Source organism: Campylobacter aviculae (assembly GCF_005406215.1).
Taxonomy (GTDB): domain Bacteria; phylum Campylobacterota; class Campylobacteria; order Campylobacterales; family Campylobacteraceae; genus Campylobacter_D; species Campylobacter_D aviculae.
On the sequence record NZ_NXMA01000001.1, the window covers coordinates 66574 to 79086 of the forward strand.

Consider the following 12513-nt stretch of genomic DNA (forward strand, 5'->3'; position numbering starts at 1 on the left):
ACAAGCTTTACGATCTTAAATTTTTAAAATCATAGTATTTATCTTGAGGTAGAAAGAAAAATACTATAAAATATTTTTTACTTAGTATTGATTAAATTTCTAAAATAAGCAATCAATTCTAATTAATTGTCATTCTTTTTAATATAGTTTGAAATTTGATCAGCTTGAAAAAAATCAGGATAATTGACCGTATCAAGGATAACTTGCACCATAGTATTGTTATCAAGATTGATAACCACAGGGGCTAAAAAATTTACAGTTGATTCTTCTATACTTTTAGCAATGGCTACTATATTGTATATTTTCATATTAGAATCAGGTGTTAAGGAAAGTAATTCTTGATAATAAGTAGGTATATCAAATTCATAATCAGGTCTTATAAGATAAGGATTAATAAGCACAAATGAAAAATTTTTCCCATCAAGGCTTTTTAATCTTACAAATACTTCGTCTATAGTTGAAAATTCCATATTTTTAGTTTCTTCAAAACCTAAAATGGGACATTTAACAGCTAGAGTCATTTTTTCTCCTCAAGATTTATAATTTATTATTCTATCATAAAATAAGCAATATTAGTTCCAAATTTTGAATTTATTTATCTAAATTTATTATAATTTACAAAAAATAATCATAAAATAATGATTTTAAATTAAGATATTTAAGTTAAATTATAAGGTAGCAAATTATGAAAAAAAATATTTTTTTTCTTATTTTATTAGGAATTTTAATCAATGCTTGTAGTACAAAAAGTAATGAAGGGTTATATAACTTAACTGCAAGCGAATGGTATCAACAAATCATTAAAGATTTGCAAGATAAGGATCTAGAAAAAGCTGATGAGCATTATAATGGTATGGCGAGTGAACATATAGCTAGCCCATTATTGGAAACTACCTTGATTATTTTAGCACAAGCACATATTGATGAAGAAGAATATCAATTGGCTGAATTTTATTTGGATGAATACAATAAAAAATTTGGAAGTTCTCGCAATGCTGATTATATCCGTTATTTAAAAATCAAGGCTAAATTTGATGCTTTTGCTGTACCAAATCGCAATCAAGCTTTAATGCTCGAGAGTCAAAAAGAAATAGGTGCTTTTTTACAAGATTATCCTTATACGGAATATGAACCTTTAGTTCAAACAATGCTGACTAAATTTAATTTAGCAGTTTTTTATCTTAATGATACAATACGAGATTTATATAATAGAACAGGACGTATTGAAAGCGCAGATGTTTATCAGCAGAAATTACAAGAAAGCGAATTTTATAAGCAAAACATTATTAAACCCGAACTTCCTTGGTATAGAAGTGTATTTGAAAAATTTTAGAAATTAAAGGAAAAAGATGCAAATAGAAGAAATGCAAAATTATCCAGTCGATTTGCCTATTTTAGTAGAGGACGAGCTATTTTTATATCCTTTTATGATTACTCCTATTTTTATAAGCGATTCTGAAAATATGAAAGCTTTAGATCTTGCAATCAAAAAAGATTCTATGCTTTTTGTCGCTCCTTCAAAATTTGAAAATGGAAGAGCTTTTGATGAAATTTATGATTGTGGAGTAGTTGGAACTATTATGAGAAAAGTTCCATTGCCTGATGGTAGGATAAAGATTTTATTTCAAGGTTATGCTAAAGCTAAAATCATAGAACCTATTTCAAATAAGCCTTTAGAAGCCAAAATAGATTTGATTCGAGAGGAGCCTTTGGATGAGGCCAAAAAAGAAGCTTTGCTTGATGTTTTAAAGGAAAAAATTAAAATTTTAGCCAATATAAGCCATTATTTTTCCCCTGATTTACTTCGAACTATAGATGAAGGAATGGATGCTTCTAGAATTTGTGATTTGGTCTTAAATATCGTTCGTATTAAAAAACAAGATGCTTATGACTTTTTTATTTTAACCAATTTAGAGGAAAAGCTTTTAAAGTTAATCGATTTAATAGCTCAAGAAATAGAAGCAAATAAAATTCAAAAAGAAATTAAAAATAAAGTTCATTCTCGTATCGATAAAGTCAATAAAGAGTATTTCTTAAAAGAGCAACTCAGACAAATTCAAAAGGAATTAGGAAGTGATACTCAAAAAGAAGATGAGATTAGGGATTATTATAAGAAGTTAGAAAGCAAAAAGAAATTTATGCATGAAGATGCTTACAAAGAAATCAAAAAGCAAATCGAAAAATTTGAACGCATCCATCAAGATAATTCTGAAGCCTCTATGATACAAACTTATATTGAAACAGCCTTGGACGTTCCATTTGAAAAAGTAGCAAAAAAGAAACTTGATATTAAAGAAGTTTCTAAGCATTTAAATAACGATCATTATGCCTTAAACAAGCCAAAAGAACGCATAGAGGAGTATTTTGCTGTAAGAGAGCTTTTAGAAAAACGTGCTATTGCAGATAAAGATGGGGCTAAGGTTATACTTTGTCTTTATGGACCTCCAGGAGTAGGGAAAACTTCTTTGGCTAATTCAGTTGCAAAAGCGTTAAAAAGAGAGCTTATTCGTATCGCTTTAGGTGGGCTTGAGGATGTAAATGAACTTAGGGGTCATCGTCGTACCTATATAGGAGCTATGCCAGGACGTATCACTCAAGGGCTTATAGAAGCTAAGCAAATCAATCCCGTTATTGTATTGGATGAAATTGATAAACTAAATAGAAGCTTTAGAGGGGATCCAAGTGCGGTGCTTTTAGAGATTCTTGATCCAGAGCAAAATTCTAAATTTAGAGATTATTATCTTAATTTCAATATCGATTTAAGTAAGATTATTTTTATAGCAACAGCTAATGATATAAGCAATATCCCTGCACCTTTAAGAGATAGGATGGAATTTATAGAGCTTAGTTCTTATACACCGAATGAAAAATTTCATATTGCTAAAAAATATCTTATTCCAGATGAGCTTAAAAAACATGGATTAAAAACTAATGAATTGAATATAAATGATGAAACTATAGAACTTATCATTAGTGAATATACAAGAGAATCAGGCGTTAGAAATTTACGCAGAAAAGTTGCTGAACTTTGCCGAAAAAGTGCAAAAAAATTACTTTTAGAAAATATTAAAAAGGTTAATATTAATACTAAAAATTTAGCAGATTTTTTAGATAAAAAGGTTTTTGAAATTGAAAAAAATGATGGAGAAAATCGTATAGGTCAGGTTAATGGACTAGCTTGGACGAGTGTGGGTGGTGATGTATTAAAGGTTGAAGCAATTAAAATAAAAGGTAAAGGAAATTTAACCCTTACAGGAAGTTTGGGCGATGTGATGAAAGAATCGGCAAAAATTGCCTTTAGTGTGATTAAGGTTTTAATCGATCAAGGCAAAATAAAAGTTCCTAAAAAATTTATTTTAGATCCTAAAGCAAATGTTTATGATAGCTATGATTTACATATCCATGTTCCAGATGGTGCTACACCTAAAGATGGACCAAGTGCAGGTATCACTATAAGCACTGCAATTGCTTCTGTTTTTAGTGACAAAAAAGTTTGTGCCGATGTAGCTATGACAGGAGAAATCGATTTAGCGGGGAATGTCTTACCTATAGGTGGATTAAAAGAAAAACTTATCGCTGCTTATAAAGCAGACATAAAAATTGCTTTAATTCCAAAGAAAAATTATAAAAGAGATTTAAAAGATATTCCTGATGAAGTTAAAGAGAATATGAAAATAATTGCTGTAGAAAATTTTGATGAGGTTTTGAAATACGCTTTGGTAAAATAAGGATTTTTGCAAAGGTAAATAATACCTTTGCTTACTTCCTATAATCCTTCAAAAGGATTGTTGATCACTTCTTTTCTATCAACTATATAAGGAATCAGTGCAACATGTCTAGCGCGTTTAATTGCAACTTCTACCATTTCTTGGTATTTTTTGCTTGTACCTGTTAAACGACGAGGCATGATTTTAAATCTTTCAGATAAAGCATGTTTTAACATAGCCGTATCTTTATAGTCTATAAATTCAACTTTTGCTTCTGTATATTTGCAATATTTGCGAGAATATTTTCTTTTTTCTGCCATAATTAATCCTTTTTAAAATGGTAAATCGGTGTCGTCACTATCATAAGCATCGACATCAATTTCTTTAATTTTTTCTTGGTTCTGGTTAGAATTTTGCATTCTTTGTGGAGTTTTTTCAAAATTATTTTGGCTTGCATAAGGATCATAGCTTTGATTTTCATAATTTCCATTGTTAAAATTTCCACTTTGTGTAGGAGCGTTATTTGATCCTAACATTTCCATATTTTCAACTTGGATGCTATGTTTGGAACGATTTTGACCATTTTGATCGCTCCATTGCTCAAATCTTAAACGTCCTTCTATAAGAACTTTTGATCCTTTTGTAAGATATTGATTTGCAACTTCTGCTGTTCGACCATAAAAGCTGATATCAATAAAGCAAGTTTCTTCTCTTTTTTCTCCATTTGTGGTAAAGCGTCTGGTTACAGCAATGGCTGAAGCACCTATGGCATTACCATTTTGTCCGTAACGCATTTCTATATTACGCGTAAGATTACCAACCAAAACAACTTTATTAAACATTTTTTTCCTTATTGAATTTCAGGGGTATCTAAAGGTTTGATCTCTTTTTTAGATTGCTTGATACCATGACTTAGTTTTTCCCAAGCCGCAATCTCTTTTTTATTTTCATATTTTACAATTAAAAATCTAATCACTTCTTCTGTAATTCTTAAAACCCTTTCTAATTCAGCAATGAGTTTTGGAGGAGCTTTAAAATAGATTACAAAATAAGTTCCACGTTCATATTTTTTGATTTTGTAAGCGAGTTTTCTAGTGCCCATCGGAACGACAGTTTCAATTTCTGCACCATTCTTTGTAAGGACTTCTTTTACGAATTCCAACTTAGTATTGACTTCCTCTTCTGTAAGAGTCGGTTTTAAAATAAATAAAACCTCATAGTGTTTCATGTATTCTCCTTGTGGATATTAAGCCCATTAAACATGAGCAAGGATTTTGCAAAGTTTTATAATGCAAACCTTAAATTATAGCAAAATATACTTAATCTATACTTGAATTGGAAATTTTATTACCGAAAGTAACACAGATATTTATAAAACATTAAAATATAATTTAATACAACGTAAATAAAATATTTTTATGTTATTATTCATATTATTTAGAATTTTCACTAAATTAATAATTTTTTTCAAGGAGGGCAATATTATGCAAACAAAGCCTATTCGCTGGTTTACTTTCATTGTTTTAGTCATAGGGGGGGGACCGTCTTTAAACTCTCTTCCTTAAAGGATGCTTTTTATGTTCCTATGCAAGAATTTATGAGTCTTAGTAATACTCAAATTGGTCTTGCACTTTCAGTTTATGGTATAGTCCAAACGGTTGGAAATTTCGCTTCAATTTACATAGCAGATAGATTTTCTAAGAAAATTCTTATTCCATTTTCCTTAGTATGTGTTGGTTTGGTTGGGATTTACATCTCTACTTTTCCATCATTTTATGGTATTTTAATCGCTTGGGGATTATTGGCTTTATTTGGCGAGGTGGTTTATTGGCCTGTTCTTTTAAAAGCGATTCGCTTGCTTGGAGATTCTACGCAACAAGGAAGACTTTTTGGTTTTTTAGAGGCTGGAAGAGGGGTGGTAGATACCATTGTCGCTTTTAGCGCTTTAGGAATTTTCTTACTTTTAGGTTCGGGTGCAGGTGGATTAAAAGCTGCTATACTTTTTTATAGCGTCTGTGTGATTGTTGCAGGTGTTTTGGCTTATTTTTTACTTGAGGATGATAAGATCAATACCACCGATGATCAAGGTAATGAAATTAGTAAAAATCAAGCTGCTTGGAATGGAGTTATAAAAGCTATAAAAACTCCTGAAATTTGGGTGGTTTCTTTAACTATTTTTACTATTTATTCTATTTATTGTGGTTTGACTTCATTTATACCTTTTTTAAAAGATATTTATGGTATGCCGGTAGCTTTAGTAGGGGCTTATGGAATCATTAACCAATACACCTTAAAATTAGTCGGTGGTCCAATAGGTGGATATTTGGCAGATAAAAAATTTCATTCATCAACTAAATATTTAAGATTTGCCTTAGTCTTAGCAGCTTTTGCGATTTTAATTTTTATTTTTATGCCTCATGAAAAATTAAATATTTATTTTGGAATGTGTTTAACCTTAGGTTTTGGAGCGATTGTATTTACTATGCGTGCGACATTTTTTGCTCCTGTAGATGAGATTAAAATTCCTAGAGAAATCAGCGGAGCGGCTATGAGTATCGCTTGTATTTTTGGATATTCTCCTCAACTTTTTTGCTTTGCGTTGTATGGTTTTATCATTGATCATTTTGATAAAAGTTTATTAGGCTATAGAATCGTTTTTGCTTTGATGGGATTTTTTGCAATTTGTGGTGTTGTGGTAACAACTATTTTATTAAAAATGATAGCTAAGAAACAAAATAATTAAGGATAAAAAATGAAAATTGGTTTAGAAAGTGAAAGTATGCATTTATGGTTTCAAAATGGTAGAATGGATATATTTTCTTATATTGATTTTGCAAAAGAGTTAGGTTGTGATGGGGTGATTATAAATATTATTAAAGATTTTGGCTTGGATGAGGAATGGGGGTGTTTGGGAAGTAATGAAGAACATCATCTTAAAAAGATTAAAGCAAAACTTGATGAATATAATATGTATTGCGAAATTGATGCTAAGGGTTTTGATAAAAATAAATTTGAAAAAATTGCTAAAGTAGCACAATTTTTAGATGCAAAAATTATCAGATCTTATGTGCCTTTAACAGATAGCAATAAAAAGGTTAAAAGTGCAAGCGAGGGTAGCTTTGATGATTCTAAGATCACGGCGCTTTTTAATAAAGAAGAATTTTTAAGCTCATCGGATGAAATTAAGGCCTTAATTGACATTTTGGAAACATACGATTTAAAACTTGCCATAGAAAATCATGAATATCAAACTTCAGGTGATTTACTTGAATTATTGGCTTTAATTAATCATCCTAGAATAGGATTTTTATATGATTTTGGAAATTCTATGATGGCTTATGAAGATCCTATTAAAGCTTGTAAGGATATGGCAAAATATACTTTTAGCACACATTGTAAGGATCACATTGTTTTTAATGAAGACGGGGTGGATTATGTTTGTGGTGTGCCTTTGGGTGAAGGAAATATTGATATTAAAGCTTGTGTGGAAATTTTAAAAAGTGAAGGTTTAGATCGTATTAATATAGAGCAATGCTATCCTTATTGTGCAACTTTTAAAAGAGAAAAAGGAACCGGTGGGGTTAGTGAGCTGGGTGAGGGTGCTTTTAAAATCGAAAAACCTTTATTTGAAGGCTTAAAAGCTATGCAATATTATTATCCTCAAGAGGTTTCAAAAGAACATTTAGAAAAGCTTTTAAAGCTACAAAAAGAAGGTTGTAAAAAAAGTGTTCAGTATTTAAAAAGCATTATTTAGAAAAAATTTCATTGATTTTTTTCTCAATTTCATCAAGTATTGCAAAACGCTTTTTATACATAGAGCGTTTTTGACTTGGAATTTCTTCAATCTTTTTTCTCAAATGAGAGAGTTTATAATAATTGCGTTTATTTATTTTTATAAGCTCTCCACCATTTTCAAGCCAAATTTTTTGATAATTTACATAATAACCTTTGCTTTGTCCTTTTTTGGATCGAATTTGATTTTTTTCATAAACGCCGAGTGTGGTATCGCAATTTAAAACTTTAGTTAAAATTTTAATGCATTCTATGATTAAATCTATAGGTCTTAATCCAAAAAATTTTTTAGTACAAATTTTATTGATTTTCAAAGAATCTAAATTTTCATGTTTATAGCCTTGTATACAAGCGATTAAAATATTATTTTCAAGGGTAAAGCAAAAACTTGCTTGTAGGATGACTTGAGTGTTAAATTTAAGCTTAATAGCCCAAAAACCTTCCTCGCAAACATGATAATTTTGATCAAGATCGATTTCAAAAATATTTTCTTCATCTTTAAGTGTAAAAATATTTTTCTTTCCTGGAAAAAAATGAAATATTTTTAAGCCTTTATTAACATCATAAAGTAGAGTCCTTACTCTTTCATCGGCATTAAAACTTTTATCACAAAATCTTCTAATAACATTATAACAGGCATAAGGCCTTTCTTGAAAAAAATATTTCAAATGATTATTTTTTTCTTCATTGAGTGTTTTAATGAAAAAATTTACTTGAGAAAAATATAAAATTTTTCTAGCCCAAAAACGAGAATAACGCCAAAAAATAATACTCTTTTTTTGATCGGAAAAATCAGGCAAAGGATAGGTGAAATTTTGACTCATTGCAAGGCTCTTAAGATATCATTAAAAGTAGCAAAAAGCATCAAGCTTAAAAGTATAGCCATTCCTCCATAACTTAAGTATTCAAAAGCTTTTTGTGGCACTTTGCGTCTAAAAATAATTTCATAAATATTAAATAGTATGTGTCCACCATCAAGCATAGGAATAGGCAAGAGATTTAAAATTCCTAAATTGATAGAGATTAAAGCTGTAATGAGTAAAAGTAGAGTAAAGCTAGTTTGTGCTGCTTTTGAAGTGATGTTTGCCATAGTGATAATACCACCTAAATTCTTAGCTTCTACTTCCCCAACGATAAGCTTTGCTATACCTTTAACAATAAGTGTTGAAGCTTTGATGCTTTCATCTAAAGCATAATTAAAACTTTGCAAACCGCTATGATAAACTAATACACTTGTGCCTTTTGGACTAACTCCAAGTTGTGCTTTTGGGACCAATTGTCCAAAATCATTATACCCTTGTCCTATTTTTGGAGTGAGATTGAATTCTATTTTTTTACCATTTCTATCTATAAGAAGTCTTAAAGGTTCTAATTTTACATGTTCAGAAATTTCATCAAAACTTTGAATTTTAACTCCATTGATAGCTAAAATGGTATCATCAGGTTTTATACCTGCCATTTGTGCAGCAGAATTTGGCATAATAGTGCCTATTTGGGCTGAGAGTTTTTGTATGCCTAAATTTCCTATGAGAATATAAAGTATAAAGGCTAAAATAAGATTAAAAAAAGGTCCTGCAAAAAGAATATAAATTTTTTTAAAAGGATTTAAAACGCTATAGCTATCCGGATCTAAATTTTCAAAACCTGGACGCATATCATCTTGTCCTTTAAGTTTTACATAGCCACCAAAAGGTAATGCGCTTAAACGATAAATCGTATTTTTAAAATTAAATTCTAAAAGACTTTTTCCAAAGCCTATGCTAAAAACTTCCACTTTTACACCTAAAGATTTTGCCGCTAAAAAATGCCCTAATTCGTGAAAAAATATTAAAAAAGAAATGACCAAAATCGTTGCTAAAAATTCAATAGAATAAAATTTAAAGCCGAGTATTAAAATAAGAATTAAAAAAATCAAAGATTTCATTATTTTCCTTTATTTTGCTGTATATAATCAAAGACATACTGAAAACCCGAATAAAGGGTTAAAAATAAAGCAATATAGAGTAAAATTTCACCTAAAAACCAATCCATAGTTAAAAAACCTATAGCTATCATTTGAAAGGTGGTTTTTAATTTACCTGTAAATGATGCTCTTACGTCTAAATTTTCACTCACCATTACGACACGAAAACCTGTGATAAAAAACTCACGCACGAGTATAAGATAAATCACCCACTCATTAGCTCTACCTGCCATCAATAAGCCTAAAAATGCAGCTAAGATTAGCATTTTATCTGCTAAAGGATCTAAAATTCCGCCTAATTTTGTGGCTTGATTCCAAGTTCTTGCTATATAGCCATCAAAAAAATCGCTTATTGCTGCTAATGAAAAAGTTAAAGCAGCAAAATAATTGATCCAGCTTTGATGAATTTCCTTAAAAGAATAAGTCAATAAAAAAAATAATAAAGGTGCTAAAATAATTCTTAAAAATGCCAAAGCATTGGGTAAATTCATATATAACCTTAATGAAAATATTATGAAATTTTAAAAATTATACAAAAATTTGGCAAAGTCTTGGTAAAAAATTCAATATTTTGTATTTAATAAAACTTGGTCTATTTTAGAAATTATAAAAATCGAACCACTTCATCAAATTTAAAACGATTTTTTTGGGGAAGTTTATCATCGTTAGAATAACCTAAAGCTACTACCAAGGTAACCCCTTCAACTTGTGTATTAAGGGATAAATAAGAATCGAGCTTCTCCTTATTAAAACCACCTATAGGACAACTTGCTATATTTAAAGCATTGGCACTATAAAGTATGCTTGCTAAAGCAATGTGTGCTTGTTCTCTTGCATAGGCAATTTTTTGTTCATTATTTAATGATTTTAAAAAAGGCATGTAAGTATCTAGACGTTTTTGAATTTCAACTTCGCTCATATCTCTTTTTCTAAGTTTTTCTTCAAAATAGTCTAAAAAATCAAATCTTGAAATAATAATGATCAAAGCAGAGCAATCTTTAACATGATTTTGATGATTGCAAATTTGAAATAATTCTTCTTTTTTATTTTGATCTTGCACGACTACAAATTTCCAAGGTTCCAACCCTAAAGAGCTAGGGCTTAAGCGAGCCATTTCTAATATAGTTTGTAAATCCTGTGGATTTAATTTTTTATCTTTTTTAAAATTTCTACAAGAATATCTATTGCTAAAAATTTCAAGCTCTTTTTTCATCATTTTCCCTTATAAAATTCAATCACTTCGTTAAAATTTAGACGTTTAGTTGTATGTTTTGGCTCTTGCGCCCTATATCCAAGAGCTAAAACAACAGCTGTTTCAAAAGGATGTTTTAGTTTTAAAAATTGATCTATTTTGTCTTTTTCAAATCCACCTATCATACAAGAATCAATCCCTAAGCTGATTGCTGCTAAAGACATTTGCATCATTGCAAGATAGCATTGAAGTTGAGCGTAATGATAAAGTTCTTTATCATTCATAGTATCAGTTTTTTGAGTATAAATTTGTAAAATTTTTTGAAATTTTTCTTCATCAGAATCAGCAAAACGACGCACTTGTTTTTGGGCAAAATCATCTTTGCTTTGTAAGTCTTTTCTAGCAACGATAACTATATTATGGCTTGCACTTGCAACATTTTGCTGGTTAAAACATAATTTAGAAAGTTGTAAATTATCTTCTTGTTTTTCAAAAATAACAAATTTCCAAGGTTCAAAACCATAAGAACTAGGGGTTAAAATTCCGCTTTCTAAGATGAAATTTAAGTCGTTGGTATTGATTTTTTTATCACTAAATAATTTACAAGCATGGCGTTTTGAAATAAGCTCTTTAAAATCCATAATCACCCCTTCATAATATTTTAGATTTACTGCATTATAAGTTATAAAAGTTTAATTGTTTATTAAAACTTAAAATTCAAAAATTTCTGGCTTGAGTTTTAAAAGTAAGCAAAAAGCAGCTATCATGGCTTGTTTTTGAATGAGTTTTCTATCGCCATCTAAGTAAAGAGTTTCTTGGACAAATGTTCCATCTTTAAACATTGCTCCTATATAAATAGTACCTGATTTAACTAATCCTTCGTCATTTTCTCCAGCTACTCCACTAATTGCCAAAGCAAAATCAGGTTTTGCAGTTTTAAAAACACCTTTTAGCATAAAATATACACAACGTTCACTATACTCTTTACCATCTTGCAGATAGCTTTCGCTAATTCCTAGCCATTCGTGTTTTATGCGATTGGAATAACTGACTATTGATCCTTCAAAAATTTGACTCACTCCACTAAATTGAGTGAGTGTGCTAGCACAAAGTCCGCCAGTGCAACTTTCTGCGAAAGAAATTTTAAGATTTTTTTCTAAAAGTTTTGAAACAATCAATTCAATTGGATCTTTGCCTAAGAATATTTTTTGCCCGAAAAGATTTTTTACGCTAGTTAAAAACCCATCCAATTTTCCAAAACTAGCACAAGTTGCTTTTATAAGAGTAAGATTTTCTAGTATTTTACTCGATTTAATTTCAACTTCATAAGATTTTGTTAATGTATCTAAAAGTACTACCGCACTTTCATCATCAATGCCAAAAAGACAAAAATAAGTAAAGTTTGGTTTTATATCTCCAAGAATTTCAGGAAGTTTTTGTCCTATAGTAGCTTTTATGACATTAATTTTTGAATGGATGAAATCACATATAAAACTATCTTTAGAAAAATATGCCTTATCAGGAACTAAATTATCTTCTTTTAAAACCAAAGCATCTTCATTGAGTGTTGCAAGAATTTTTGCTATGGTGGCGTAATGATTAGGTGTAGTAAAAAGAGTTATAAAATCATATTCCATAAGTAATTTTTCAAGTAAAAAAGGTAATTCTTTGTCAGTTTTATTTTGGAAGCGAATTTCACAAATTTCTTTAAATTTTTTTTTATAAGAACGATAGATGTAGTCTCTAAAATTATCATTCATTTCTAATTCATCACCAACAAGAAAAAGCAAATGTCTCATAAAATTTCCCTTTTTTATGTAATTATAGCTAAATTTTAAACTAATTTTAGTAAAATTTAT

At 29.6% G+C, this 12513-nt stretch carries 13 protein-coding genes and 1 pseudogene; 4 read left to right on the plus strand and 10 right to left on the minus strand.

The features are described from left to right. Positions 1-122: 122 nt before the first annotated feature. Complete coding sequence (gene fliW / locus CQA76_RS00315) at positions 123-521, minus strand: flagellar assembly protein FliW (RefSeq protein WP_137621466.1); 399 nt, start codon at positions 519-521, stop codon at positions 123-125. A gap of 164 nt (positions 522-685) precedes the next feature. Between fliW and bamD the strand changes: the two genes are divergently transcribed. Both bamD and lon read left to right on the plus strand, forming a co-directional pair. Then, positions 686-1333, plus strand: coding sequence for an outer membrane protein assembly factor BamD (gene bamD / locus CQA76_RS00320; RefSeq protein ID WP_137621467.1), 648 nt, complete (start codon positions 686-688; stop codon positions 1331-1333). A gap of 16 nt (positions 1334-1349) precedes the next feature. Further along, complete coding sequence (lon, locus tag CQA76_RS00325; protein WP_137621468.1) at positions 1350-3728, plus strand: endopeptidase La; 2379 nt, start codon at positions 1350-1352, stop codon at positions 3726-3728. A gap of 38 nt (positions 3729-3766) precedes the next feature. On the opposite strand, the gene rpsR is transcribed toward lon, so the two are convergent. From rpsR to rpsF, 3 genes are read right to left on the minus strand one after another with little or no spacing between them, the layout of a single operon-like run. Next, positions 3767-4027: a 30S ribosomal protein S18 gene (rpsR, locus tag CQA76_RS00330; protein WP_002853032.1), complete on the minus strand. Its 261-nt coding sequence runs from the start codon at positions 4025-4027 to the stop codon at positions 3767-3769. Positions 4028-4039: 12 nt separating this feature from the next. Then, complete coding sequence (locus tag CQA76_RS00335; RefSeq protein WP_137621469.1) at positions 4040-4549, minus strand: single-stranded DNA-binding protein; 510 nt, start codon at positions 4547-4549, stop codon at positions 4040-4042. An 8-nt stretch (positions 4550-4557) separates the two neighbouring features. Continuing rightward, positions 4558-4935: a 30S ribosomal protein S6 gene (gene rpsF, locus CQA76_RS00340; RefSeq protein WP_137621470.1), complete on the minus strand. Its 378-nt coding sequence runs from the start codon at positions 4933-4935 to the stop codon at positions 4558-4560. Positions 4936-5188: 253 nt separating this feature from the next. On the opposite strand from rpsF, the pseudogene CQA76_RS00345 reads away from it, so the two are divergent. Together CQA76_RS00345 and CQA76_RS00350 are read left to right on the plus strand one after the other, a co-directional pair. Next, positions 5189-6450 (plus strand): annotated as a pseudogene (locus CQA76_RS00345) (MFS transporter). 9 nt (positions 6451-6459) lie between these two features. Continuing rightward, positions 6460-7461 carry a sugar phosphate isomerase/epimerase family protein gene (locus CQA76_RS00350; protein ID WP_137621471.1) on the plus strand — a complete coding sequence of 334 codons (1002 nt, stop codon included), beginning with the start codon at positions 6460-6462 and terminating at the stop codon, positions 7459-7461. Here the strand turns inward: CQA76_RS00350 and CQA76_RS00355 are convergent. From CQA76_RS00355 to CQA76_RS00380, 6 genes are all read right to left on the minus strand, one after another. Beyond that, on the minus strand, positions 7454-8323 hold the full coding sequence (locus CQA76_RS00355) for a VirK family antimicrobial peptide resistance protein (protein ID WP_137621472.1): 870 nt from the start codon (positions 8321-8323) through the stop codon (positions 7454-7456). The two genes, CQA76_RS00350 and CQA76_RS00355, sit on opposite strands and share 8 nt — an antisense overlap. After that, positions 8320-9423 (minus strand): RIP metalloprotease RseP, encoded by a 1104-nt coding sequence (gene rseP, locus CQA76_RS00360; protein WP_137621473.1) that lies wholly within the window; start codon positions 9421-9423, stop codon positions 8320-8322. The genes CQA76_RS00355 and rseP overlap by 4 nt, the downstream gene beginning before the upstream one ends. Continuing rightward, a complete protein-coding gene (gene pgsA / locus CQA76_RS00365) occupies positions 9423-9953 on the minus strand; it encodes a CDP-diacylglycerol--glycerol-3-phosphate 3-phosphatidyltransferase (protein WP_137621474.1) in 531 nt (176 codons plus the stop codon). Before pgsA ends, rseP begins: the two co-directional genes overlap by 1 nt. Before the next feature lie 113 nt (positions 9954-10066). Continuing rightward, entirely contained in the window at positions 10067-10675 is a 609-nt protein-coding gene (locus CQA76_RS00370) for an NAD(P)H-dependent oxidoreductase (protein ID WP_137621475.1), read from the minus strand. Continuing rightward, a complete protein-coding gene (locus CQA76_RS00375) occupies positions 10675-11295 on the minus strand; it encodes an NAD(P)H-dependent oxidoreductase (protein WP_137621476.1) in 621 nt (206 codons plus the stop codon). The genes CQA76_RS00370 and CQA76_RS00375 overlap by 1 nt, the downstream gene beginning before the upstream one ends. A gap of 69 nt (positions 11296-11364) precedes the next feature. Beyond that, entirely contained in the window at positions 11365-12453 is a 1089-nt protein-coding gene (locus tag CQA76_RS00380) for a CinA family protein (protein ID WP_137621477.1), read from the minus strand. Positions 12454-12513 lie beyond the last annotated feature (60 nt).